This window comes from Amycolatopsis coloradensis (assembly GCF_001953865.1).
GTDB lineage: Bacteria > Actinomycetota > Actinomycetes > Mycobacteriales > Pseudonocardiaceae > Amycolatopsis > Amycolatopsis coloradensis.
This window is the reverse complement of record NZ_MQUQ01000005.1, coordinates 617,685-641,403: the sequence shown is the minus strand read 5'-3', so window position 1 is coordinate 641,403 and position 23,719 is coordinate 617,685. Positions and strand designations below refer to the sequence as shown.

The window sequence follows — 23,719 nt, the reverse complement described above, 5'->3', positions numbered from 1 at the left end:
ATGAAGTGTTGACGCGACGTGCCCGGAATGAGTGACTCACGCCTTTTCCTCTCCGCGAGTAGTCCTCTGGTCGCGATCATTCGCCGTCGAACCCCCGCAACCAGAGGACTGCTCGCGGGGGTCGCGTACCATCGTCGGCATGCGCACGCGGAACGTTCAGTGGTGGCCGCCCTCCGGCGGCCCCGCAGTCCTGCGCTGAACCACACGAGCGCACCACCAGGCCGCCCCACCGGGCGGCCTTTTTCGTGCCCGGACCCCGGGGCGGCCCGAATCCGGAAGGAAGAAGGCAGATGATCAGGTTGTCCGGGATCACCCCGTCCGGCCACGTCCACGTCGGGAACCACCTGGGGGCCATTTCCCGCTGGGCGGACGAGGGCGGGCCGGACGACCTGTACTTCGTCTCCGACCTGCACGCCATGACGAACTCGCACAACCCGGCGAAGCTGCGCTCGATGGCTTCCGAACAGCTGGCCGTGCTGATCGCGGCCGGGATCGAGCCGGACCGCGTGTTCGTGCAATCCGACATAGCCCGCGAACTGGGCGCCCTCAACTGGGTCCTCGAATGCACCTGCAACTACGGCGAGGCCGCCAGGATGATCCAGTTCAAGGAGAAGTCGAAGGGCCAGGCGGGCGTCCGGCTGTCCCTGCTGACCTATCCGGTGCTGATGGCCGCGGACATCCTCTTGCAGGGCGCGGACGAAGTCCCCGTCGGCGAGGACCAGCGGCAGCACGTCGAACTGGCGAGAACGCTGGCGAAGCGGTTCAACTCCACCTACGGCGACGTGTTCACCATGCCGAAGGCGGTGCTGCCACCCGCCGGTGCCCGAGTCATGGACCTCGCCGTGCCGACGCGGAAGATGTCGAAATCGACGCGGGAGGAGGCCGGGGTCGTGTTCGTCCTCGACGAGGCCGACCAGGTCAGGCGGAAGGTGAAACGCGCGGTGACCGACGGCGGGTCGAAGCCCGCCTACGCGCCGGAAACCCGGCCGGGGATGGCGAACCTGCTGGACATCCTCGCGGCCTGTGTCAAGGAGAAACCCGAGGTCCTTGCCGACCGGTACGACTCCTACGGGCAGGTGAAGGAGGCCGTCTCCGAGGCACTCATCGAGGAGTTGCGGCCGGTCCGGGAACGCGCGCTGGCGCTGCTCGCCGACCCCGGTGAGCTGGACCGGGTCCGGAAAGCGGGTGCCGTCCGGGCGGCGGAACGCGGTGAGCACCGGCTCCGGTCCGCACTGCGGCTCATCGGCGCGGGCTGAACGCGCGTGAAGGCCCCCTTCACGCGGCTCAGCCGCAGAGGACGCTCTTCAAGGAGAAATGACCGCCAGCGTCTAGTTTGACCGTATCCTCAAGTAAATGATGGCCCCAACCAGGGCGAACGTGCCGGAAACACATCGATACCGCCGACGTGTTGGCCGCGTCAGGCGGTTTTAGCTGTCCGTCCGCAGCCCGGGGCTGACGCCCCAATGCCTCATTCGGGGCGCTCACCGTCTCCCATGAACATTGGGGGCATCACCGCGTCTAGGTCTTCTCGCGACTGGCGGGTGGCTGTGTCGCGAAAGCCACTTTCGAGACGTCTGATGTCCCGAAAGTGGCTTTCGCGACATGCTCGGCCGCGCTCGACGCCGAGGGAGCCGAGGGAAAGGGGCCTTCACGCGGGAAGCAACAGAGCGCGGAGGGCGGGCAGGAGGACGCGGTCCGCGGGCAGCCAGTCGAGGTCGTCGAGTTCAGCGGTGGAGATCCACCGGACGTCCTTGTGTTCCACCGCCCGCGGCTCGTCCCCCGCCGAGACCAGCGACGCGACGTAGATCCGCAGCACCTTCCCGCCCGGCAACGGGACGTCCTCGCCGACCCGGCCCCCGACCGTCACCGCGACGTCCAGCTCCTCCAGGCATTCACGCGCCAAAGCGGCCTCGTCGCTTTCACCGTCCTCGACCCGTCCACCCGGCAATTCCCATTGCCCGGCGTGGTCGGCGGGCCAAGCCCGCTGCTGTGCCAGCACTTGTCCGTTCCGCACGATGGCGGCGCCCACGATGACCACGCGCCCCACCCTACGACCGCCGTGCCGCCTGCCAGACGATCTGGAAGCGTGCCCCGCCATCGGGTGATTCGCCGACACGCACCCGCCCCCCGCGCCGCCGGACGGCCTCCGCGACCATCGCCAGTCCCAGTCCGGTGCCGCCGGAGGAGCGCGCCCGCGAATCGGACACGCGGTAGAACCTGTCGAAGACCCGCTCGCGGTGTTCCGGCTCGATGCCCGGCCCGTCGTCGTCGACCACCACCCGCACGGTGGACCGGGCCGCGAGCACCGACACCACGATCTCCCCGCGCGCGTACCGGCAGGCGTTGCGCAGCAGATTGCTCAGCACCAGTTCGACCTCGGCGTGCGTCGCCAGCGCCCACGCCGTGCCGACCGTGCCGCTCACCCGGATCTCCGGCGCGCCGGCGGGCATCCGCGCGACCGCCGCCCGCACCTCGCTCACCAGCTCGACCGGTTCCGCGGGCGGCACCTCTCCCGCGTCCGACCTCGCCAGCGCCAGCAACCCGTCGAGCAGCGAGGAAAGCCGTTCCGCCTCCTCGAGGACGTCGGACAGCGTCTCCTGCGAGAGTTCGGGATCGGGGTTGGCGACCGCGACCTCGGCCTGCACGCGGATCGACGCGACCGGCGACCGCAGTTCGTGCGCGGCGTCGCCGGTGAACCGCCGCAGCCGCTCGGCGGCCTCTTCCTGACGCGCCAGCAGGGCGTTGAACTCTTCGGCCAGCGCGCGGAGTTCGTCGTGCGAATCGGGCAGCGGCAGCCGCGCGCCCGGCGGGAGCGCCCGCACCGAGCCGCGCATCCTGGCCACCGGCCGCAACGCGAACCGCACCAGCAGCCACGTCGCGATCCCCGCGCCCACCGCCCCGACGGACGCGACCACGAACAGCCACAGCCCGGCGGAACGCACAGCGGTGGCGAAACCGACCAGGCCCGCACCGGCGACGACCAGCCGTTGCTGCCCGTCGGGCGCGGTGACCACGGTCCCCACCCAGCGCCAGCTGGCTTCGCCGCCGGTCGTGATCGATTCGCCCGCCTTCAGCGCGCGGACTTCCGGCGGCCCGAGATTCGCGGGCGGCACGCCGTCCACCGGGCCGCCGCCGGTGTCGAGCACCCGGACGGTGACCGCCGAGGCCGTCGGCGGCCGCCCCGCCACCACGTCGGCCTTCGCGGTGTCCAGCTGGGCGCCGAGTTCCTTGTCGACCGATTCGGTGAGCAGCGGCTGGAGGTTGTCCCCGGCGACCGCGGCCAGGCCGAGCAAGAACCCGAGCGTGACGGCGGCCGTGAGAAGGGTGATCCGGACCTGGAGCGAACGGCGGCGCCACCAAGACGGCGACCCGATCACCCCTGTCCCGCCGGGGCGATGACCTCGTCGAGCTGCGCGTCCGAGGCCAGGTAGCCGTGCCCGCGCACGGTACGGACCAGCGCGCCCGCGCCGACGGCGTCGAGCTTGCGGCGCACGTAACCGACGTAGACCTCGACGACGTTGCGGGTCGCGGCCTGCTCGTCTCCCCAGACGGCGCGCAGCAGTTCGTCCTTGGTGACCACCGTTCCCGCCCGGCCGGCCAGCACTTCCAGCAGCGCGAACTCACGGGGGCTAAACGCCACTTCGACGCCGTCGTAGCGGACCTGGCGCAGGCTCCGGTCGACTTCGAGCGCGCCGATCCGCAGCGGCCCGCGGATCGCGTCCGGAGACGCCCGCCGCAGCACCGCGCGCACCTGCGCGACCAGGACGACGAACGAGAACGGTTTCACCAGGTAGCCGTCGGCGCCGAGGTCGAGGCCATCGGCTTGGTCGACCTCGCCGTCCTTCGCGGAGATCATCAGCACCGGCGTGGTGACGCCGAGCGCGCGCAGCCGTTCGAGGACGCGGTAGCCGGAAAGACCCGGAAGCATGATGTCGAGCAGGACGACGTCGAAGGAGCCCGTCTGCGCGAGCCGCAGGCCGCTGGGCCCGTCGGCCGCCGTGACCACGTCCATGTCCTCGGCGCGCAGCCCGCGCTGCAGCGCCTTGCGCACGCCGGGCTCGTCGTCGACCACCAGTACTCGAGGTTTCACGTTCCTTATCATTCACGCTTTCACCAGCTCACGCGCGGGCTCTCAGCGCCATCTCAGCTCCGGCGGCGGAGTCTGAGTGGTATCTCAGCGTTTCCGGGGAAGCGTTGTCGCCAAGACCCGAACACACTGGGGTTCGGGGAACCAGGGAGAGACAGCATGGATCCGAAGAGGAAGGCCATCACCGCGGCGGTGGTGGGAACGGCACTCGGCGTCGGCGGGCTCGCCGTCGTCGCGATGCCCGCCACCGCGGGTGACGCGCCGATCTTGCCGCAGATCAGCGCCGAAGAGCTGGTGCAGTCCACGCTCAACGCGAAGCCGTCGTCGTTCGACGGGAAGGTCAAGGTCAACAACGACCTCGGCCTGCCCCAGGTCGGCAGCACGCTTCCCGGGGTGTCGGCGCTCAGCATCGACTCGGCGCAGGTCTCCACCGACGGCGCGGGCAAGAGCAAGATCTCGCTCACCGAGGGCTCGAGCCAGCAGACCATCGTCCGGAACGGCCAGACCGTCTGGGAGTACAACTCCAAGGACAACTCCGCCACCAAGGTGACCATCCCGGCCGAACTGGCCAAGGAGCATCAGAACAAGGTCGAGGGCCAGGCCGTCGACCCGGCGACGGTGGCTTCGGAACTGCTCGGCAAGGTGCGGGAGACCAGCACGATCGCCGTCGACGGGACGTCGTCGGTGGCGGGCCGGTCCGCGTACGAACTGGTGCTGACGCCGAAGCCGGCCGAGCGGACGCTCCTGCGCGAGATCCGCGTCGCGGTCGACGAGCAGACCCGGATGCCACTGCGGCTGACGGTGCTGGCCAACGGCACCTCCTCGCCGGCGTTGGAGGTCTCCTTCAGTGAGATCAACTTCGCGAACCAGCCCGCGTCGAACTTCGAGTTCACCCCGCCGAAGGGCGCGAAGGTGACCGAGAAGACCGCCGAGGTCGACCCGAAGGGCCGCGAGCTCGCCGAGCAGGCGAAGTCCGACCTCAAGGTCGTCGGCGACGGCTGGGACACCGCCATCACCGGCAAGATCCCGGCCGACGCGCTGGCGAAGGCAGGCGAGGCCAAGGGTGAGGACGGCCGCGCGGTCGACCCGAAGGCGCTGCTTTCGCGGTTCGCCAAGCCGGTCAGCGGTGCCTGGGGCAGTGGCTGGCTGGTGACCACCAAGGTCGGCAGCGGCGTGCTGACCGACGACGGCCGCTACGCCGTCGGCGCGGTGCCGGAGCAGGTCCTCTTCGAGGCATTGGCCGCGAAGTGACCACAACGTTCGAAGCCGGGGCGGGCGTCTCTCAGGAGGCGTCCGCTCCGGCGGTACCCATGGCGGCCCGCACCAGGGGCCTGCGCAAGGTCTACGGCCGCACGGTGGCCGTGGACCACGTCGACCTCGACGTTCCCGACGGCGCCGTGCTGGGGATGCTCGGCCCCAACGGTTCGGGTAAGACGACGACCATCCGGATGCTGCTCGGTCTCGTGCGGCCCACCGAAGGCGAGGTCGAACTCTTCGGGAAGAAGATGCCGGACGAGGCGGCGCACGCGCTGCCCGACGTCGGCGCGCTGGTCGAAGGGCCGGGTTTCCACCCTTTTCTTTCCGGACGGGACAACCTGCTGCGCGTCGCCGCGGCCGAACCGAGGCTGGCCTCGGCCGGGATCCCCGGAGCGGTCGACGCGGCGCTCGAGCGGGTCGGCCTGACCGACGCCGCCACCCGGCGCTTCAAGGGCTATTCGCTGGGGATGAAGCAGCGGATGGGGCTCGCGAGCGCGTTGCTCGTGCCGCGGCGGATGGTCGTGCTCGACGAGCCGACCAACGGCCTCGATCCGGCCGGTACCAGGGAGATCCGCCGGATCATCGCCGAACTGCACGCCGACGGGGTCACCGTGCTGGTGTCCTCGCATCTGCTGGCCGAGGTCGAGGCGACCTGCACACACGTCGCGGTGCTCCAGTCGGGGAACGTGATCGCCCAGGGCGAGCTCGCGGAACTGCTGGAGTCGGGGAACGCGGCGCTGCTGGTGCGGACGCCTGACGCCGAACTCGCGGTGGAAACGCTGCGGGAGAACAGGATCGGCAGCAGGCTCACGCCGGACGGCGTCCGGGTGGACCTCACCGCGGCCGAAGCGCCCGACGTCCTGCGTCATCTGGTGACGGCCGGGGTGGCCGTGCACGAGGCGGCGCGGGCGCGGACCGGGCTCGAAGACCTGTTCGCCCGGCTGACCCAGCCGGAGTCCACTGTAGACGGTGAGGGAGAGTCGTGACCCACGCTTCGGCCGCGATTCCCGCGGCACGGACCGGCCAGGACAGCGTCGGCCTGCTCCGGCTGTATCGCGCCGAACTGCGCTGGATCTTCCGGCGGCCCCGCACGCTGGCCGTGCTGGGCCTGCTCGCGCTGATCCCGATCGTGATCGGGGCCGCGCTGACGCTGGTCGACCCGTCGGAGGCGAACGGTGGCGGCGACGGGGACGGCGCACTGCTCGCCTCCGCGATCAACAACGGGTTCATCCTGCCGGTCGCGGCCCTGACCATGACGCTGGCGCTGCTGCTCCCGCTCGCGTCGGCGATGGCCGGGGCGGACGCGATCGCCGGCGAGGCGGCGCACGGGACGCTGCGGGGCTGGCTGATCGCCCCCGTCGGCCGCGGCAGGCTGCTCACGATCAAGGCGTTCGGCGTCGCGACGGTTTCGGTGATCGCCGTGCTGTCCATGACGTTCACCGGTTTCGTCACCGGGCTCATCATCAGCGGCACCGACTCGATGTTCACCCTCACCGGTTCGACGCTGAGTGTCTGGGACGCACTGGGCAGGCTCCTGCTCGTGGCGCTGTGGGTGACGCTGCAACTGTGGGCGGTCGGCGCGGTCGCGCTCGCGATCTCGTCGTTCACCGAGCATCCGATGCTGGTGGTCGCCTCGCTGCTGGCCGGGACGATCGTGTTCACCATCCTCGGCTTCCTGGACGCGGTGTCGTGGCTGCATCCGTTCCTGCTCAACAAGGACTGGGCGCAGGCGCCGGCGTCGGTGCTGATGGACCCGCTGGACACGACGCTGCTCGGCGAAGGCGCTCTCCGCGCCGCCTGCTACATCGCCATCGGGCTCTCGATCGCCTACGCACGCCTCACCACCCGCGACGGGTGACACCCGACCCCGCGTTTCGTCCTCTAGTTGCGGTACTTGCACACGCAACTACCGCAACTAGAGGACGAATTGCGGGAGTTGGGCGACGCCATCCGGATCCAGAGCGAGCCGCACGGTGTCGCCGGGGCGGAGATCGGCCGTGACCGGCGCGACGGCGTCCACAGTGGACTCGTCGCCGAGCGCGACCACGAGCCGGACGTGCTCACGCCGGTGCACCACCGCGGTGACCGCACCCTCGACGCCGCCCCGGGAGACCCGCAGACCGTGCGGTCGCAGGCCCAGCCGCACCGCGCCGTCCTTGACGTCGGGCAACGCGACCTCGCCGAGCGCGGTCCGCACCACCCCGCCGGTCGCCTCGCCGTCGACGAACGTCGTGACGCCGAGGAATCGCGCCACCCCCTCGTCCACCGGCTGCCGCCACACCCGGCGCACCGCGCCCTCCTGCCGGATCTCGCCGCCGTCCAGCACGGCGACCCGGTCGGCGAGGGTGAACGCCTCTTCCTGGTCGTGCGTGACCAGCAGCGCGGTGATCTTGCCGCGCCGCAACAACGCCGCGAGGTCGATGGCCAGCTGTTCCCGCAGCCCGGCGTCCAAACCGGACAGTGGTTCGTCCAGCAGCAGCAACCGCGGTTCCGGCGCCAGCGCGCGGGCCAGCGCCACCCGCTGCGCCTGCCCGCCGGACAATTCGGTCACCCGCCGCCGCTCGTAACCCTCGAGCCCGACCAGGTCCAGCAGGTCGCGGACCCGCTCCGCGTGCTCGCCGCGCGGGACGTCGTGCATCCGCAGGCCGAACGCGATGTTCGAAGCGACGTCCTGGTGCGGGAACAGTTGCCCGTCCTGGAACACCAGACCGAACCCCCGCCGGTGCACCGGGACACCGGCGAGGTCCTCACCGTCCCACCGCACGGCGCCCGAGGTCAGCGGTTCCAGTCCGGTGATCGCCCGCAGCAGCGTCGACTTCCCCGAACCGGACGGGCCGAGCAACGCCAGCACCTCGCCGTCGGCGATGTCCAGCCTGGCGTCCTTCACGGCCGCGAAAGATCCATAGTGGACGGTCAGATCCCGTACCGACAGCGACACTAGAACTCCCCTACCGAATTCTGCCCGCGGACCGCGCCGAACCGGTCGATCAGCACCACCGCCACCACGGTCACGATCATGAGCAGCGCGCAGGCCGCGTAGGCCATCTGGTTGTTCAGTTCACCCGGCCGCGAGATCAGCGTCGCGACGGCGACCGGCAGCGTCGGCGCGTCCGGCCTGGCCAGGAAGCTCGTCGCGCCGAACTCGCCGAGCGCGACCACGTAACCGAAACCGGCCGCCGCGACCAGCGAACGCGCCGTCAGCGGAAGGTCGATCTCGCGCCACACCCGGCCGGGGCTCGCACCGAGCGTCGAGGCGGCCTGCCGCAGCCGGACGTCGACCGACCGCAGCACCGGCAGCACCATCCGCACGATCAGCGGGATGATCACCAGTGCCTGCGCGAGCGGCACCAGCAAGGGCGACGTCCGCAGGTCGCCCGGCAGCGCGTCGAGCGTGATGAGGTAGCCGAAACCGACGGTCACCGCGGAAACACCCAGCGGCAGCATCAGCGCCGCGTCCATCGTCTCGCCCAGCCCCCGCGCCGGCCTGCCCGGTGTCCGGCGCAACGCCACCAGCACGACCGAGGCCAGCACGCCGACGATCATCGCCAGGATCGTGGCGTCGAACGCCGTCCGCAGGGACATCGACGCCGCGTCCCAGCCTGAGACCTGCAGCGCGCCACGGGATCCCTGGCCGCCGAGCGCCGCGTAACCGGCGAGGCTCCAGCCGTCCGAAGTGGACACCGACTCGACGAGCAGTGCCACGATCGGAGTCATCAGGAGCGCGATCACCGCGAGACCGGCGGAAACGGCCCACCACTCACCGCCTCTCGGCCGCCGCGCGGTCTCGGACCGCGAGCGCAACCGGACGGCGTTCTCCCGGCGGCGCCTGGCCAGCGCGCCCACCACCAGCGCGGCGACGACGGCGGCGAACTGCACCAGCGACAGCGCGGCGGCGCCGGAGAGGTCGAGCAGTTCGACCGTGCGCAGGTAGATCTCGGTCTCCAGCGTCCGGAACTTCGCCCCGCCGAGAATGAGCACGACCCCGAAACTGGTGGCGCAGAACAGGAACACCACCGCGGCCGAGGACGCGATGGCCGGCGCGAGCGCGGGCAGCGTCACCGAACGGAACGCACGCCACGGCGAGGCACCGAGAGCCCGCGCGGCGTCCACGGTGCGCGGGTCGAGATGGCTCCACAGCCCGGAAACCGTGCGCGCGACGACGGCGACGTTGAAGAAGGCGTTGGCCAGCACCAAAGGCAGCAGTCCGCCGTCCGGCCAGAGCGCGCGGAACGCCAGCCCGACCACGACGGTCGGCAGCACGAACGGCACCAGCACGAGCGTCCGGACCAGCGAGACACCCGGCAACCGCACCCGCGCGAGCAGGAACGCGACCGGCAGGCCCGCGAGCACCGCGACGATCGTCGAAACGCCCGCGCTCGCCACGGTGAATCCCGCGAGTCTCCAGGTCAGCGGGTCGCCGATGGCCGTGCCGACCCCGCCGGACCCGAAACCCCGGCCGATGATCGCCGCGACCGGCCAGGCGAAGAACACCACGAGAAAACCGAGCGGCAGCACGGCGAGTGCGGCCAGCCCGGCTCCCCGGTACGTCAGCCTGGTGGTGCCTAACCTTCGAGTAGCGTGCGCCACTGGGCGATCCACTGCTCGCGACCGGCCTGGATCTTGGCCGGTTCGAGCGTCTTCGGCTGCTGCGGCAGCGGCGCGGCCTGCGCCCAGCCCTGCGGGAGTTCGACACCCTGGCGGGCAGGGTAGACGTACATGGTGCTCGCCACGGTCACCTGGAACTGCTGGGACAGCAGGAAGTCCACCACTTTGCGGGCCTTTTCGACCTGCTTGCCACCCGCCAGCACGCCCGCGTACTCGACTTGGCGGTAACAGGTGTCCAGCAGCGCCTTCGTCCGCGGCTTGCCGTCGTCGCCGAGTTCGGCGGCGGGCGAAGAGGCGTAGGAGACGACGATCGGCCGAGGGCCCTTGCCCGAGGAGCCGGAGAATTCCTTGGTGTAGGCCTCTTCCCAGCCGCTGACCGTCTTGAGCCCGTTCGCCTTCAGCTGCGTCCAGTACGCCTGCCAGCCCTGCTCGCCGAACTGGGCGACGGTGCCGAGCAGGAACGCCAGCCCCGGCGACGACGTCGCGGGGCTCTCGGCGACCATCAGGTCCTTGTACTTGGCGTCGGCCAGGTCCGCGAACGACTTCGGCTCCGGGATCCCCTTTTCCGCGAAGTACCGGGTGTCGACGTTGACGCAGACGTCGCCGAGGTCGACCGCGGAGAGCCGGTGCTCGGGGTCGACGGAGTAGCGCTGCGGCCCGCGATCGGCCTCAGGGCTGGTGTACTGCTCGAAAACGCCCTCGGCGAGCGCGCGGGAGGCGAACGTCGAGTCGATGCCGTACGCGACGTCGCCGATCGGATTCGCCTTGGTCAGCACCAGCTTGTTGGTCAGCGCGCCGGCGTCACCCTGCTTGAGCACGGAGATCTTGATCCCGGACTGCCGCTCGAACGCGTCGAGGACCTCCTGCGGGGCGAGCCACGAGTCGTGCGTCACGAGCGTGACCGTCGCCGGTGCCTGCGGGTCGTTCCCCGGAGTCCCGGAGAGCGAGCAGCCCGCGGCGAGGGCCGCCACCGTGCCAGCCGCAACCAGCGTGCGGAGGGCGCGTTTCATCTAGCCTCCTGCGTTTTCAAGGGGGGACCACCCGTGGCAAACGTGCAGCGTAGCCGACGACGTACCACGATGGAGTCATGGCGGAAATCTTGAACGACGAGCAGGCCGACGAGGCCGTGACCAAGCTCTCCGGCTGGACCCGTGACGGCGTCACGATCGAGCGGACGGCGAACCTCCCGACCTTCCCGAAGGCCATCGAAGTGGTGGGCGAAGTGGCCGAACTGGCGGAGGCGGCCGACCACCATCCCGACATCGACATCCGCTGGCGGACCGTGACGTTCCGGCTCAGCACGCACTCCGCCGGAGGGCTGACGGAGAAGGACTTCTCACTCGCGTCGCAGATCGACGGGGTCCTCGACGCCGTGTGACCTCCGCCTCGACCGCGCCACGAGACCACTTCCCGGACGTCTACCCAGTACGACCGACGAGAAAAGGACGAATGATGACGCAGGCGATCGTGGTGGGCTTCTCCGCATTCGGCGCGATGGTGGCGGCCGCTGCCGGAGTGCTTTGGTACACCGCACGCGACCGGCATCATCAGCACGATCAGTGATCTTCGACACAGTGACCTCGGCAAAGTAACACGGAGCCTGATCAACGCGCTGTTCACGGCGGACCTGTCGCTTCTCTCCCCAGGGGACCGCCGTGAACAACGCCTCCATCACCGCCGCCCAGCGCGCCTGGGTGACCGCCTTCGCCACCGCGATCACGCTGCTGACGATCGTCGTGCTCGGCCTGCTCGGCTAGTCCGCGTAGGCCTCGCGTGCCGCGACAAGCTCCGGCAGGTGCTTCGCCGCCCACTCCCGGCATGCCTCCATCGGCTCGAACAACGTCCGGCCGAGCGAGGTGAGTTCGTACTCCACTCGCGGCGGCGTCTCGTCGTACACCGTCCGCGTGATCATGCCGTCGCGCTCCAGTGCCCGGAGAGTCTCTGTGAGCACCTTCGCGGTGACAGCCTTCAAGGGCACCCGCAGTTCGGAGAACCGGCGCGGGCCTTCTTCCAGGCACAGCACGACCAGACCCGCCCACTTGTCGCCGATCCGGAACGGCGTCAGCTTCGACGGGCACCCTGGCGCGAACATGTCGGGACTCAGTGGCTTCACCTGTTCGAAGCTACCCGAGCGGCTTGGTCCACACCGCCAGTTTCACCGCGGCGTCGGCGTACCTCTGCGAGCCGATGGACATCGCGATCACGAGGTCGTACGCGTCGTCTTCCGGCGCGTCGAGATCGTGGCCGTTCAGCCCGTAGAAAACGAACGTGGCCATCCAGGCGAGGCGTTTGTTGCCGTCGATCAGCGCGTGATTGCGCGCCAGCGACTCCAGCAGCACCGCCGCCTTCTCGTGCAGCGTCGGATAAGCGTCCCGGCCCATTAACGACGCCTGTGGCCGGTGCGCGGCGGAGTCGAGCAGGCCGAGATCGCGGATCTTGGGCACTCGGAGGTCTTCCGCGAGCGCCAGGAGGTCTTCGACGGTGAGGTACTCGATCACTGCGCGAGACGGTCGAGCAGAGCGGCGTAGCGCTCCCGGCCGTCCTTGGACAGCGCCCGGACACGGTCGTCACGGACGCGGCGCGCGGCCGCCTCGGTGATGGCGCGGACGGTCGCCTCGTGTTTGCTCACGCCGTCGGCTTCGGCCAGCAGGGCGAGGGCGCGCTCCTGCTCATCGTTCAACCTCAAGGTCATGGCCATACCCTGATGATACCACTCTGGTAGCACGCTCTGCCGCGTAGGCGCGATTGCCGCTTCTGGATCCTCTTCCTCGGCATCGTCGCGCCGGTGGGCATCCTGGTCGGAGCCCTGCTCGAAGGTTCGTTCCGGGGACGGCTCGCCGACCCAGGCGACTTCGGCCCGTTCCGCGTTGTCGCCGCCGTCTCACAGGCCTACCGCCGGGTGACCGTGGGCTGAACCGGAAAAAGGGGACGATCGGAGGTTGCTCTGGCGGCCTCGTGACTCTTAGCTACTCGAACGAAGATTCTCCGAGAAGTGAGGGGTGTTCCATGGCAGGTCTGCGCAGACGTGAAGTGCTCGCGGGTGCGGTGGCTCTGGCGGGCGCGGCGACGATCGGGCTGAACCCCGGCACCGCCGCCGCGGCCACGCAGCAGCGTCCGGGCGCGCAGTTCCCGCCGTCGCTGGACTTCGGCGACTACCCGGTGATCGCGCGGGTCCGGTCGCGGCGGGCGCTGGAGCACCTGCGGGTGCTCAGCGACAGGATCGGCCCCCGGATCGCCGGCACCGAGGGCGAACTGCGCGCCAGGGACTACATCGCGAAGGTGCTGCGCGAACTGCGCTACCAGGTCACGTTGCAGCCGTTCCCGATCGCCGACAAGTTCCTCGGCGGCCTGTCGATCGGACGCGACAGCTGGCAGACCGGCTCGTCGCCGCAGGGCGCGCAGGACGTCACGCGCGAAGCCGTCGTCGTCGACGCCGGTGACGGGACCACGCTTCCGGATGACCTGACCGGCAAGATCGTGCTGATCGCGGCCGTGACGAACAAGGCCGACGCGTACCTGACGGCCGCGCAGCGCGGAGCGGACGCCGTGCTGCTCGGCCGGATCGGCGCCGACCCCGCGCGCAAGCTGTCCGCGTTCTCCCCGACCCTCGCCACGCCGGTCACCATCCCGGTGCTCGGCTTGGCGCAGGTGCAGGTGGAGCGGCTGCGCGAGCGGCTCGCCAAGGGCTCGGTCAAGGTGAAGGCGACGGCCACGCACCACAAGAACCTGACGTCGTACAACGTCATCGCCGAGCGGCCCGCCACTTTCCCCGGCAAGGACGACGGCGTGGTCATGGTGACCGCGCACTACGACAGCGTCCCCGGCTCGCCCGGCGCCAACGACGACGGAAGCGGCACCGTCCTGTGCCTGGAGCTGGCACGGGTTCTGCGGTACCTGCCGACGAACAAGACGCTGCGGTTCGCGCTGTGGGGTTCGGAGGAGTACGGGCTGATCGGCTCGCGGCACTACGTCTCGAACCTGTCCGACCCGGAGGCCAAGCGGATCGCGGGCTGCTTCCAGAACGACATGGTCGCCACCAGCTGGGACCCGGCGATCACCTACTGGCTGCTTTCGGTCGACGGTGCCGACAACGCCACGACCGCGGCCGTCAACGCCGCCGCCAAGCGGCTCGGTTACGACCCTCGGGTCAAAGGCCCGGTCGCGCGCGGTTCGAGCGACCACGTGCCGTTCTTCGAGCGCGGAATCGCGTCGGGCAACTTCAGCTGGCGCGGTGAGAGCGGCCCGGCTCTGCTGGAGCCGACCTACCACACGCCGGAAGACACCATCAAGGACAACGTTTCCCTTGAACGACTTCAGGTTTCGCTGGAGCTGATCGGGTCGGCGGCGTACAACCTGCTGCGGAAGTAGCGACGCTCGTGAGTGGTAAGGCGCGTTAGAGCGGACGCCGAAGTCGACGGTGGAGGAATGGGAACGTCAGCGTCCCCATTCCTCCACCGTCGCGGGGCACGCCGGTCTCGGACCTCTGGCCGACAACCGCGCGGGGAAGACTCCGACCGTTGAACGGCCGGGATACGACGCACCGGTCTCCGAATACGAGGCCGGGGAGTTCGACGCGCTGGTGTACTGGACGAGGACACCCGGCGCGACGGATCCGTCAGCGGACTGCTTCTCTACGCGCGGACCGACGCCGCAGAGCAACCTGACCTGGACGTCGTAGTTCAAGGTAACCGAATCAGTGCGAAAACCCTCGACCTCAACCGACCGTGGGAGCACCTCAGCGCTCAACTCGAAGACATAACCCGATTGCTTGAGAACTGACGCGCCGCTCTGCCCTGCTTCGCCCGCTCAGTTGCGGCCACAGCGTCCTGCGGTGTGAGCGGGCACGCCGGAATCAGACGTTGAAGCGGAATTCCACCACGTCGCCGTCGGACATGACGTATTCCTTGCCCTCCATGCGCACCTTGCCCGCGGACCGGGCCGCGGCCATGGAACCGTTCTCGATCAGGTCGGTGAACGAGACGACCTCGGCCTTGATGAAGCCGCGCTCGAAGTCGGTGTGGATCACGCCTGCCGCCTGCGGGGCGGTCGCGCCCTGCGGGATCGTCCAGGCGCGTGACTCCTTGGGGCCGGCGGTCAGGTAGGTCTGCAGGCCGAGGGTGTGGAAACCGGCGCGGGCCAGCGAGTACAGGCCAGGCTCGTGCTGGCCGACGGACTCCAGCAGCTCGCGCACGGAGTCCTCGTCGTCCAGCTCCAGCAGCTCGAATTCGACCTTCGCGTCGAGGAACACCGCGTCCGCGGGAGCGACCATCTTGGCCAGCTCTTCGCGGCGGGTCTCGTCGGTGAGGATGCCTTCGTCGGCGTTGAAGACGTAGAGGAACGGCTTCGTGGTGAGCAGGCTCAGCTCGCGCAGCGCCTCGAAGTCGACCTCCTTCTGCGCCTGGAACAGGGTCCGGCCCTCGTCGAGGATCTCCTTGGCCTTGACCGCGTTGTCGAGGGCGGGCTTGGCTTCCTTCTTGGTCCGCGCTTCCTTCTCGAGCCGGTGCAGCGCCTTGTCGAGCGTCTGGAGGTCGGCGAGGATCAGCTCGGTGTTGATCGTCTCGATGTCGCTCGCCGGGTCGATCCGGTCGTCGACGTGGATCACGTCCGGGTCGTCGAACACCCGGACGACCTGGCAGATCGCGTTGGCCTCGCGGATGTTCGCGAGGAACTTGTTGCCGAGCCCGGCGCCCTCGGACGCGCCCTTCACGATGCCCGCGATGTCCACAAAGGACACGACGGCCGGCACGGTGCGCTCGGAGTTGAAGACCTTGGCGAGTTCGTCCAGCCGCGGGTCCGGCAGCGGGACGACGCCGACGTTGGGCTCGATCGTCGCGAACGGATAGTTCGCGGCGAGCACGTCGTTGCGCGTCAGCGCGTTGAACAGGGTGGACTTGCCGACGTTGGGCAGGCCGACGATGCCGAGGGTGAGACTCACGGGCCGGAAGTCTACGTGCCGCCCGCCACCCCATCCGCCGAGGCCTTGATCGCCGTGTCGGATTTCCGCCAGCCGAGCCCCCGACCTGGTGGCACGATCGGTGTCATGACCGAGCAGATCTTGGCCGAACGGGCCGTGTGGCGCGACACCGAACGGTGTTACCGCGCCGTCGCCGCCCGTGACTCCCGGTTCGACGGCCAGTTCATCATGGCCGTGGCCACCACCGGGATCTACTGCCGCCCGTCCTGCCCCGCGTCGACGCCGAAGCAGCAGAACGTCCGCTTCTACCCCACCTCGGCCGCCGCGCAGTCGAACGGCTTCCGCGCCTGCCGCCGCTGCCTCCCCGACGCCGTCCCCGGCTCGCCCGACTGGGACATCCGGGCCGACCTCGCCGCGCGGGCGATGCGGCTCATCTCGGACGGAACCGTCGAGCGCGACGGCGTTCCGGGGCTCGCGCGACGGCTCGGCTATTCCGAACGCCAGCTCGGGCGCGTCCTCACCGCGGAACTCGGCGCCGGTCCGCTCGCCCTGGCCAGGGCGCACCGGGCGCACTCGGCGCGGCTGCTGATCGAGATGTCCGGACTCCCGCTGACCGACGTCGCGTTCGCGGCGGGCTTCTCCAGCGTCCGCCAGTTCAACGAGACGATCCGCGAGGTGTTCGCGACGACTCCTTCGCAGCTTCGCGCGGCGAGTCTGCGTCGAGGGCGTCGTAAGGCGGACGAAACACCGACCGGGACCAGGCTGAGCCTGCGGCTGCCGTTCCGCAAGCCGTTCGACGCGGACGGGGTGCTGACCTTCCTGGCCGACCGGGCCGTTCCGGGCGTCGAGCACGTGACGCGCGACGATTCCGGAGTGACCGCCTTTGCCCGCACGCTGCGGCTCGCACACGGCGCCGGTGTGGTGTGGCTGACGGCGAAGGACGACCACGTCCGCTGCGACCTGCGGCTCACCGACCTGCGTGACCTCAGCAGCGCGGTGGCCAGGATGCGGCGGCTGCTCGACCTCGACGCCGATCCGGAGGCGGTCACGCGGGTCCTCGGGGCCGACCCGGCGCTCGCGCCGCTGGTCGAGGCGATCCCCGGTATCCGGGTGCCCGGCGCGGTCGACGGCGACGAACTCGTGCTGCGCGCGCTGCTGCCTCCCGCCGAGACAGCGTCGCTCGCCGACGCCCTCGGCGAACGGGTGCCCAGCTGCGACGAGTCACTGGAAGGGGTGACCACGGTCTTCCCGACGGCCGCGCAGGTCGCCGAACACGGTCCCGGGCGGGTGGCCGTGGTGGCCCGCGCACTGGCGGACGGCGTTTCGGTCCACGTCGGCCGCGATCCCCTGGAAATGCGGGCGGAGCTGCTCGACCTCCCGGGAATCGGGCCCCGGACCGCGGACTACGTCCTGATGCGCGTACTCGGCGCACCGGACATCTTGCTGACCGGTGATCCGGCGCTGCGCCGAGGCGCGGCCGCACTGGGGATCGCCGACGACGAAAAGACGCTGGCCGAACGCGGACGGGCCTGGCAGCCCTGGTCCTCGTACGCCGGCATGTACCTGTGGCGCGCTGGAAAGGAAGAACGATGAGCATCGCATATTGGTCCACAATGGACACGAAGATCGGCCCGTTCACCGCCGTGGTGGCGGATGACGGGGCCGTCCTCGCCTCGGGCTGGACCGGTGACGTCGGCGACCTGACACCGCTGATCTCGCCGTCGCTGGCTCCCGGTGAGGTGAAGCAGCGACGGGACCTGGGGCCGGTGAGCACCGCGATCCGCCGGTACCATGACGGCGACCTGGACGCGGTCGCCGACATCGAGGTGCGGCAGCGGTCCGGCGCTTTCCGGGAGCACGCTTGGGAAATGTTGCGGAAGGTGCCCGCCGGTGAGCCGGTGAGCTATGCGGAGTACGCGGCGCTGGCGGGGAATCCGTCGGCGGTGCGGGCGGCCGCGTCGGCTTGCGCGAAGAACGCGGCGGCGTTGTTCGTGCCGTGCCACCGGGTGGTGCGGACCGGCGGCGCGGTGGGGAACTTCCGGTGGGGCGTTCCGGCGAAGCAGTGGCTGCTGACCCACGAAGCCGCCTGAGTGCCCCTTCGCGCGTGTTATGAACGGACCTTTCATAACAAATTTTGTTATGAAAGGTCCGTTCATAACAGCCGAGAAGTCACGCGGCGTGGATTTCGATCGAGGAGCCGGCGCGCGCCTTCCGCACCCGCAGCCGGGTCGGGATCCGCTGCCGCAGTTCCTCCACGTGCGACACCAGCCCGACCACGCGCCCACCGGCGCGAAGCTCGTCGAGGATGTTCATGACGATGTCGAGCGTCTCGGCGTCCAGAGTGCCGAAGCCCTCGTCGATGAACAGCGTGTCCAGCAGCGCGCCGCCGGTTTCGGCGGCGACGACGTCGGCGAGGCCCAGCGCCAGCGAGAGTGACGCGAGGAAGGACTCGCCGCCGGACAGCGTCTTCGCGGGCCGGACGGTGCCGGAGTAGTCGTCGAGCACGTCGAGACCGAGACCGCCGCGGGTGCCCCGGGCGCCGGCCGCGTCGGAGTGCACGAAGGAGTAGCGGCCCTGGCTCATCGTCCGCAGGCGAGCGGTCGCCGCGACCGCGACCTCCTCGAGCCGCGCGGCCAGGACGTACGAGCGCAGCGACATCTTGCGCGCGTTCTGCCCACGCCCGTTGACCACCTCGGCCAGCGCCTTCAGTTCGTGATAACGCTTTTCGACCGGCACCAGTTCCGCCATGAAGGACGTCATCCGCTCGGCCAGGCCGGTCAGGTCCGTGTGCCGGGTCTTGGCCGCCCGCAGGGCCGCGAACGCCTGTTCGGCCTCGCCCCGGGTGTCTCGCGCCAGCTCCTCGGAGGCCGCGATGTCGATCTCGTCCTCCGGCGAGATGCCGAACAGCTCAGGCTGCGCGAGTTCCTCGCGGGCGGCCCGATCCATCACCTTGGCGTCGGCGAGGCTGTTCTCCAGTTTCGTGATCTGCTCTTCCGGGCGTGACGCGGCGCGCATCTCGTCGAGATTCGTGAAACCCTTGGCCCGCAACGCTTCCTTGACCAGTTTCGCTTGCTCGTCACGGCGTTCGCGGGCACCGACGACGGCGAGCCGCGCTTCGGCCAGCGCGTCGAGGCGGGTCGCGAAGCCGAGCAGGTGCCGACGCTTCGCCCCGACGTCGGCGAACTCGCCGCGCGCGGCTTCCAGCCGCCGTTCCCGTTCGGCCAGCCGCTCCGTCGAACCGCGCACCTCGGCGGCGGCCTCGACCGCCTGTCGCTCGGCCACCCCGCGCTGGTCGGTCAGCCGCTCGATTTTCCGTTCCAGGTCACGAAGTCGTGTGTCGAGCGCGGGTTTGCGCCCGGCCGCTTCCGACAACGCGCCGACCACTCGCCGTGCCTCGCCGAGTCCGGCTCGCAAGGTCTCCGCCGTATGCTCGCCCAGCCGTCCGACCAGGACTTCCAGGCGGTTTTCGGCTTCCTGCAACGCGGCTTTCGCCTTTTCCCGCCGGACGTGTGCCTGCTGCTCCGCGACTTCGGCGCGGCGTTCGTCCTCAGGATCGACCAGTCCGCCGGTGTGCGTCGCCGGCGACGGGTGCTCGGTCGCCCCGCAGACCGGGCAGTTCTCGCCGTCGAGCAGACCGGCGGCGAGTTCGGCCGCCATCCCTTCGAGACGCCGCTCCCGCAGGTCCAGCCGGTGCTGACGGGCGTTCTGATGGCCGTCCACGGCCTCACTGACCACACCACGCGCTCGCGTGACGGCCTGTTCCGCCCGAGGCATTTCGTCGGCGTCGCGGACCAGGGCGGCCAGTTCATCGACGCGGGTGCGGGCGCCGTCGAGCTTCGCGACGGCTTCGGCGGCCGCGGCCGCTTCAGTACGCAGGGCCGAGACCTTCTCAGGCGCGGAAGCCAGTTCGGCAGCGAAGTCTTCGGCCTGCTTCCCTGCCTTCTCCGCGACGGCGTTCAGCTGTTCACGTCGCGCCAGATCCCGTTGCTGCTGCTCACTTTCCGCCACGAGTTCGGCGAGGCCACCCGCCTCTTCACGCAAACCGCCGGCACGAGCGCGAAGCTCGGCGGCGGAACCGTCCGCGGCATCAGGCACTTCCTGTACGCGGAGGGCTTCCGTGGACTCGGCCTCCGCGAGCTGATCCAGTCTGCGTTCGAGGAGATCGGCCTCCGCGACCACACCCGCCGCCCGATGAGCCGCCTCGACCTCTTCCGCCCACTCCGCGCGCTGCCCCGCCTGTTCGGCGATCGCCGAAAGGCGCGTGTACGCGGTGCGCACCCGACGGATCCGTTCAGCGGTGGACCGGTCCTCCTGCCAGACGATCTCGGCCGTTTTCGCCGCCGCGCGAGCTATCGCCTCCCGCTCCTGTGCCTTGGCGACACGCTCGGCCGACTCGGCGAGCACCGCGTCGACCCACTCGGCCTGTCCCTCTTCGGGCGCTTCATCCTGGGCGACCTGCGCGAACCGCGCGACCCACTCCCGCAGCGACTGCTGCCGCGCCGACAACTCGCGGCCGCGTTCGGCGCGCAGGTTCGCGAACCAGTTCTCGACGCACGCGAACCGCTCGGTGCCGAACAGCCGCTCCAGCAACTCCTCGCGTTCGGCCGTGTTCGCCCGCAGGAACCGCGCGAATTCGCCTTGCGGCAGCAAGACCACCTGGAAGAACTGCTCGTGCGTCATGCCGATCAGCCGTTCGACCGTGCGCGCGACCTCGTCGATCCGGGTGATGCCTTCGGCGACGTGTCCGGCCGGCACCGTGCCGACCCAGCTCAGCACCGCTTTAGCTTGCTGGAGGGTCATTCCCTCGCCGCGGCGTTTGGGCCGCTGGTACTCGGGGTTGCGCGCGATCCGCATCCGCTGGCCCTGCACGGTCAGTTCGAGGACGACCTCGGTGACCTGGTCGGGCTCGGCGAGATCGCAGCGCAGCCGTTTCACCTCGCCACGAGCGCCGGGAACCGTGCCGAACAGCGCGAACGCGATGGCGTCGAGCAAGGTCGTCTTCCCCGCGCCGGTATCGCCGTGCAGCAGGAACAACCCGTCGGCGCCGAGCGCGTCGAAGTCCACCACCTCGCGGCCCGCGTACGGCCCGAAAGCGGCGACCTCCAACCGGTGCAGCCTCATACTTCGCGCTCCCTGCCCGCGGCGCCCAGTGCCGCCAGCACCAGCCGCTCCTCGCTGTCCGACGGCGCGGATCCGCGGCAGTCCTCCAGGAAACTGCGCGTGATCTCGACGTCGGATCGCCCGCGGACGGCTTCGGCGTACTTCAGCGCCGCGCCGTCGTGCCCGCCTTCCGGCTGCCAGTCCAGGTGCACGGCGTGCGGGAACCGCTCACGCAGTTTGCGCATGGCGTCGATCGGGCGAACCCGGTCGGTGACCGTGCAGGAGAGGAAATGTTCGGTGAGGCCGTCGTGTTCCGGGTCCGACAGCAGATCCGCCAGCTCGCCGCGGAGCATCGCGAGCTGCCGCGGGACCGGGAGCTCATGGCGCCGGACCTCGGCGAGACCGTCGGCGCCGAGGTCCACCAGCCATACCGACTTCCGTTGACGTGTCTCGGAAAACGAGTACGCCAGCGGGCTGCCCGAATAGCGCAGGTGCTCGGCCAGGGTCTGCGGCCCGTGCAGGTGGCCGAGTGCGACGTAGTCCACGCCGCCGAACACCGAACCCGGCACCTGCTCGACTCCGCCGACCGCGATGGTCCGCTCGGATTCGGTCGGCTCGCCGCCGGTGACGAAGGCGTGCGCGAGCACCACCGACCGCGTTCCGGACGGCCTGCTCGCGAGGTCCTCCCGGATCCGCCGCATGGCCTCGGTGAGGACACCGGTGTGGCCACGGGCTTCGGGTACGCCGAGGGCGTGGCGGGCGGGTTCCGGTTCGAGGTAGGGGATGCCGTAGAGAGCGACGTCACCGTGTTCGTCGGGCAGCAGCACCGGCTCGGCGAGGCCGTCGATCGTGGCACGCAGGTGCAGTCCGCCCGCCGCGGCGAAGTCGGCGAACGCGCCCAGCCGCGGCGCGGAGTCGTGGTTGCCCGGCGTCATCACCAGCTGCGCCCCGGACTGACGGAGCCTGCCGAGTGCGGTGGTGGCCACGCGGACGGCCTCCGCCGAGGGCACCGCGCGGTCGTAGATGTCCCCGGACACGAGCACGACGTCGACCGACTCGGCGATCACGAGGTCGGCGAGGTGACCGAGCACGGCTTCTTGCTCGGCGAGCAGATCGGCGCCGTGGAAGGTGCGGCCGATATGCCAGTCGGACGTGTGCAGGAGCTTCACGCAGCCCAAAATAGGGCCGCGCACCGGCCGAGCAGGGGAGGCGCGCCCTTGGCACCGCCGCGCTTTCCGACACGCCGGGGACGGCGCAGGTCAGATACGGAGCGCGACCGGCCACCGGAGTTTTTGTCGGTGGGTTCCGCCATGATGTCCCGACTCGGATCCGGAGGGGAGGTACCGGTGGCGACGGTGATCACCACCGCGGCCGTCGTGCTCGCGCTTCTGCTGCTCGTCGCGGTCGCGCTGCTGTGGCGGCTGTACAACGACGGCATGCGGCGGGCGGACGCCGCGGCGAAACTGGTCGCCGCCGAACGGTCGAAGGCGGATCAGCAGCAACTCGCGCTTCGCCGGTACGAGGTCGCCTTCGCGTCCATCAGCGGCCGCGGCGAACTGGGCGAACAGGTGCTCCTGGAGACCGCCCGCGCACTCGGGCTCCGCGAAGAACTGCACTTCACCCTGCAAACGGACCTGGCGGGCGGCGGCGCGGCGAAACCGGACATGGTGCTTCGGGTCGGCGGCGGGCGGACGGTGCCCGTCGACGCGAAGGCGAGCATGGCCTGCTGGGCCGAAGCGGTCGAGACCGACGACCCCGAAGAACGGCTCGACGCGCTGCGCGTCCACGTCCGGCAACTCCGGTCGCGGGCGGCCGAACTGGCGGGCAAGGGCTACCAGCGCTGGGCCGACGCGATCTACGGGACGATCATGTTCGTCCCGTCCGACGCGGCCGTGGTGGCCGCGCTGGACACCGACCCGGAACTGCTGCGCTGGATGCTGGACCGGCGCGTCTTCCTGTGCGGGCCCACCGGCTTCGCCGTACTGGCGTCCGCCGCGCTGTTCGCCGCGACCGAGCGGGCACTGGTCGAAGACGTCGAGCAGGTCCGGGCGGGCGCCGCGGCCGCGCACCGGGCCGCGGGCAACGCGGTCGACGCGCTGAACCTGTCGAGCACCCACCTTCAGCGCTTCATCTCGGCCCGGCGCCGGGAGCTGGAAGCGCTCGAGAGCTTCCGGAGCACCGTCTCCCCGCTGACGGACGCCGCGGGCAGCCCGGCTCAGGTGCCGATGATCCGGAAGGCGGACGAACTCCCCGCGTCGTGACGGCCCTCGTGAGCGCCTACCGGTAGCGGGACCGGAGGTCCGTGAAGGACTCCTTGAGGAACCTAGGGTCCCCCAAAGTTCCCCTCATGCGGCGCACCACCCTGAGTCCCAGCGACACCACCAGCCACAGCGACGGCGCGTGAGGCCCATCCCAGTACATGAAGGCCTCCTTGCTTGCGCCTAGCGCAAGCAAGGAGGCCTTCATGTACTTCGGGTGACCGGGGCGCGGTCGCCCAGCTACCTGCGCTTGATCGGCTGAGCGTTGACGATGCAGGACTTGGGACGTTCAGTGTCCCGATTCCCCCATCGTCGCCGAGGTCGTGTCGGTCGCCCGCACCGGCGCGTCATCGAAATCGGCGGACAGGCGAAGACCATCCCTGTCACTCACGAGGATCGGACTACGCCCTTCGCGACCTGCGGTTTCCGGAACCGGAGGCTCCGTTTCACCTCTCCTGACAACCTTGTCGCCCCCTCGCCCGTCCTACCTCCGAGAAG

23 protein-coding genes are annotated in these 23,719 nt (G+C 70.1%); 11 read left to right on the top strand and 12 right to left on the bottom strand.

Translation table 11 applies throughout. The features are described 5' to 3' along the window. Positions 1-290: 290 nt before the first annotated feature. On the top strand, positions 291-1,256 hold the full coding sequence (gene trpS, locus BS329_RS12625; RefSeq protein WP_076159664.1) for a tryptophan--tRNA ligase: 966 nt from the start codon (positions 291-293) through the stop codon (positions 1,254-1,256). Positions 1,257-1,648: 392 nt separating this feature from the next. Here the strand turns inward: trpS and BS329_RS12620 are convergent, their stop codons facing one another. From BS329_RS12620 to BS329_RS12610, 3 genes are read right to left on the bottom strand one after another with little or no spacing between them, the layout of a single operon-like run. After that, entirely contained in the window at positions 1,649-2,038 is a 390-nt protein-coding gene (locus BS329_RS12620) for a (deoxy)nucleoside triphosphate pyrophosphohydrolase (protein ID WP_076159661.1), read from the bottom strand. Positions 2,039-2,048: 10 nt separating this feature from the next. Next, complete coding sequence (locus tag BS329_RS12615; protein WP_076159658.1) at positions 2,049-3,377, bottom strand: ATP-binding protein; 1,329 nt, start codon at positions 3,375-3,377, stop codon at positions 2,049-2,051. After that, positions 3,374-4,102, bottom strand: coding sequence for a response regulator transcription factor (locus BS329_RS12610; protein WP_076159655.1), 729 nt, complete (start codon positions 4,100-4,102; stop codon positions 3,374-3,376). The genes BS329_RS12615 and BS329_RS12610 overlap by 4 nt, the downstream gene beginning before the upstream one ends. A 144-nt stretch (positions 4,103-4,246) precedes the next feature. On the opposite strand from BS329_RS12610, the gene BS329_RS12605 reads away from it, so the two are divergent. From BS329_RS12605 to BS329_RS12595, 3 genes are read left to right on the top strand one after another with little or no spacing between them, the layout of a single operon-like run. Continuing rightward, on the top strand, positions 4,247-5,338 hold the full coding sequence (locus BS329_RS12605; RefSeq protein WP_076159653.1) for a LolA family protein: 1,092 nt from the start codon (positions 4,247-4,249) through the stop codon (positions 5,336-5,338). Next, positions 5,335-6,330: an ABC transporter ATP-binding protein gene (locus BS329_RS12600; protein ID WP_076159650.1), complete on the top strand. Its 996-nt coding sequence runs from the start codon at positions 5,335-5,337 to the stop codon at positions 6,328-6,330. The genes BS329_RS12605 and BS329_RS12600 overlap by 4 nt, the downstream gene beginning before the upstream one ends. Next, entirely contained in the window at positions 6,327-7,202 is an 876-nt protein-coding gene (locus tag BS329_RS12595) for an ABC transporter permease (RefSeq protein WP_076159647.1), read from the top strand. Before BS329_RS12600 ends, BS329_RS12595 begins: the two co-directional genes overlap by 4 nt. A 57-nt stretch (positions 7,203-7,259) precedes the next feature. Here BS329_RS12595 and BS329_RS12590 read toward each other — a convergent pair whose 3' ends face one another. From BS329_RS12590 to BS329_RS12580, 3 genes are read right to left on the bottom strand one after another with little or no spacing between them, the layout of a single operon-like run. After that, positions 7,260-8,282, bottom strand: coding sequence for an ABC transporter ATP-binding protein (locus BS329_RS12590; protein WP_076159644.1), 1,023 nt, complete (start codon positions 8,280-8,282; stop codon positions 7,260-7,262). Continuing rightward, the gene (locus BS329_RS12585; protein ID WP_208619206.1) at positions 8,282-9,895 is read right to left on the bottom strand and encodes an ABC transporter permease; all 1,614 of its coding nucleotides are present in this window, start codon (positions 9,893-9,895) and stop codon (positions 8,282-8,284) included. Before BS329_RS12585 ends, BS329_RS12590 begins: the two co-directional genes overlap by 1 nt. A gap of 11 nt (positions 9,896-9,906) precedes the next feature. Next, positions 9,907-10,959 carry a thiamine ABC transporter substrate-binding protein gene (locus tag BS329_RS12580; RefSeq protein WP_076159638.1) on the bottom strand — a complete coding sequence of 351 codons (1,053 nt, stop codon included), beginning with the start codon at positions 10,957-10,959 and terminating at the stop codon, positions 9,907-9,909. A 77-nt stretch (positions 10,960-11,036) separates the two neighbouring features. On the opposite strand from BS329_RS12580, the gene BS329_RS12575 reads away from it, so the two are divergent. Beyond that, positions 11,037-11,327 (top strand): 4a-hydroxytetrahydrobiopterin dehydratase, encoded by a 291-nt coding sequence (locus tag BS329_RS12575; protein WP_076159636.1) that lies wholly within the window; start codon positions 11,037-11,039, stop codon positions 11,325-11,327. A 375-nt stretch (positions 11,328-11,702) separates the two neighbouring features. Here the strand turns inward: BS329_RS12575 and BS329_RS12570 are convergent, their stop codons facing one another. Genes BS329_RS12570 through BS329_RS12560 form a run of 3 tightly spaced genes read right to left on the bottom strand, consistent with a single transcriptional unit; the run spans position 11,703 to position 12,647 of the window. After that, positions 11,703-12,041 (bottom strand): winged helix-turn-helix transcriptional regulator, encoded by a 339-nt coding sequence (locus tag BS329_RS12570; protein ID WP_076159633.1) that lies wholly within the window; start codon positions 12,039-12,041, stop codon positions 11,703-11,705. Positions 12,042-12,072: 31 nt separating this feature from the next. Further along, positions 12,073-12,447, bottom strand: a complete 375-nt coding sequence (locus BS329_RS12565; protein ID WP_076159630.1) for a type II toxin-antitoxin system death-on-curing family toxin — start codon at positions 12,445-12,447, stop codon at positions 12,073-12,075. Beyond that, positions 12,444-12,647, bottom strand: coding sequence for a hypothetical protein (locus BS329_RS12560; protein WP_016337139.1), 204 nt, complete (start codon positions 12,645-12,647; stop codon positions 12,444-12,446). Before BS329_RS12560 ends, BS329_RS12565 begins: the two co-directional genes overlap by 4 nt. Positions 12,648-12,734: 87 nt before the next feature. On the opposite strand from BS329_RS12560, the gene BS329_RS45155 reads away from it, so the two are divergent. The 3 genes from BS329_RS45155 to BS329_RS12550 all read left to right on the top strand — a co-directional run bounded on the left by BS329_RS45155 (position 12,735) and on the right by BS329_RS12550 (position 14,627). Further along, the gene (locus BS329_RS45155) at positions 12,735-12,863 is read left to right on the top strand and encodes a hypothetical protein (RefSeq protein WP_279628146.1); all 129 of its coding nucleotides are present in this window, start codon (positions 12,735-12,737) and stop codon (positions 12,861-12,863) included. Between the two features lie 92 nt (positions 12,864-12,955). Beyond that, entirely contained in the window at positions 12,956-14,317 is a 1,362-nt protein-coding gene (locus BS329_RS12555; protein WP_076159627.1) for a M20/M25/M40 family metallo-hydrolase, read from the top strand. Positions 14,318-14,366: 49 nt separating this feature from the next. Next, on the top strand, positions 14,367-14,627 hold the full coding sequence (locus tag BS329_RS12550) for a hypothetical protein (protein ID WP_076159624.1): 261 nt from the start codon (positions 14,367-14,369) through the stop codon (positions 14,625-14,627). A gap of 174 nt (positions 14,628-14,801) precedes the next feature. On the opposite strand, the gene ychF is transcribed toward BS329_RS12550, so the two are convergent. Next, positions 14,802-15,884, bottom strand: coding sequence for a redox-regulated ATPase YchF (gene ychF, locus BS329_RS12545; RefSeq protein ID WP_076159621.1), 1,083 nt, complete (start codon positions 15,882-15,884; stop codon positions 14,802-14,804). A gap of 105 nt (positions 15,885-15,989) precedes the next feature. Between ychF and BS329_RS12540 the strand changes: the two genes are divergently transcribed. Next, positions 15,990-17,456 carry a DNA-3-methyladenine glycosylase 2 family protein gene (locus BS329_RS12540; protein WP_076160258.1) on the top strand — a complete coding sequence of 489 codons (1,467 nt, stop codon included), beginning with the start codon at positions 15,990-15,992 and terminating at the stop codon, positions 17,454-17,456. Beyond that, on the top strand, positions 17,453-17,953 hold the full coding sequence (locus BS329_RS12535; protein ID WP_076159618.1) for a methylated-DNA--[protein]-cysteine S-methyltransferase: 501 nt from the start codon (positions 17,453-17,455) through the stop codon (positions 17,951-17,953). The genes BS329_RS12540 and BS329_RS12535 overlap by 4 nt, the downstream gene beginning before the upstream one ends. Positions 17,954-18,032: 79 nt before the next feature. Here the strand turns inward: BS329_RS12535 and BS329_RS12530 are convergent, their stop codons facing one another. Together BS329_RS12530 and BS329_RS12525 are read right to left on the bottom strand one after the other, a co-directional pair. Beyond that, positions 18,033-20,984, bottom strand: a complete 2,952-nt coding sequence (locus tag BS329_RS12530; protein ID WP_076159615.1) for an AAA family ATPase — start codon at positions 20,982-20,984, stop codon at positions 18,033-18,035. Beyond that, on the bottom strand, positions 20,981-22,132 hold the full coding sequence (locus BS329_RS12525) for an exonuclease SbcCD subunit D (RefSeq protein WP_076159612.1): 1,152 nt from the start codon (positions 22,130-22,132) through the stop codon (positions 20,981-20,983). Before BS329_RS12525 ends, BS329_RS12530 begins: the two co-directional genes overlap by 4 nt. Positions 22,133-22,309: 177 nt before the next feature. Between BS329_RS12525 and rmuC the strand changes: the two genes are divergently transcribed. Next, positions 22,310-23,224, top strand: coding sequence for a DNA recombination protein RmuC (gene rmuC, locus BS329_RS12520; RefSeq protein WP_143252982.1), 915 nt, complete (start codon positions 22,310-22,312; stop codon positions 23,222-23,224). Positions 23,225-23,719: the final 495 nt, after the last annotated feature.

What these genes read in the sequence shown, in the direction of transcription:
- trpS (WP_076159664.1), top strand. Translation starts at nt 291, where the DNA reads ATGATCAGGTTGTCCGGGATCACCCCGTCCGGCCACGTCCACGTCGGG.
- BS329_RS12610 (WP_076159655.1), bottom strand. Translation starts at nt 4,102, where the DNA reads ATGATAAGGAACGTGAAACCTCGAGTACTGGTGGTCGACGACGAGCCC.
- BS329_RS12605 (WP_076159653.1), top strand. Translation starts at nt 4,247, where the DNA reads ATGGATCCGAAGAGGAAGGCCATCACCGCGGCGGTGGTGGGAACGGCA.
- BS329_RS12580 (WP_076159638.1), bottom strand. Translation starts at nt 10,959, where the DNA reads ATGAAACGCGCCCTCCGCACGCTGGTTGCGGCTGGCACGGTGGCGGCC.
- BS329_RS12575 (WP_076159636.1), top strand. Translation starts at nt 11,037, where the DNA reads ATGGCGGAAATCTTGAACGACGAGCAGGCCGACGAGGCCGTGACCAAG.
- BS329_RS12570 (WP_076159633.1), bottom strand. Translation starts at nt 12,041, where the DNA reads ATGTTCGCGCCAGGGTGCCCGTCGAAGCTGACGCCGTTCCGGATCGGC.
- BS329_RS12560 (WP_016337139.1), bottom strand. Translation starts at nt 12,647, where the DNA reads ATGGCCATGACCTTGAGGTTGAACGATGAGCAGGAGCGCGCCCTCGCC.
- BS329_RS12555 (WP_076159627.1), top strand. Translation starts at nt 12,956, where the DNA reads ATGGCAGGTCTGCGCAGACGTGAAGTGCTCGCGGGTGCGGTGGCTCTG.
- BS329_RS12540 (WP_076160258.1), top strand. Translation starts at nt 15,990, where the DNA reads ATGACCGAGCAGATCTTGGCCGAACGGGCCGTGTGGCGCGACACCGAA.
- BS329_RS12535 (WP_076159618.1), top strand. Translation starts at nt 17,453, where the DNA reads ATGAGCATCGCATATTGGTCCACAATGGACACGAAGATCGGCCCGTTC.
- BS329_RS12530 (WP_076159615.1), bottom strand. Translation starts at nt 20,984, where the DNA reads ATGAGGCTGCACCGGTTGGAGGTCGCCGCTTTCGGGCCGTACGCGGGC.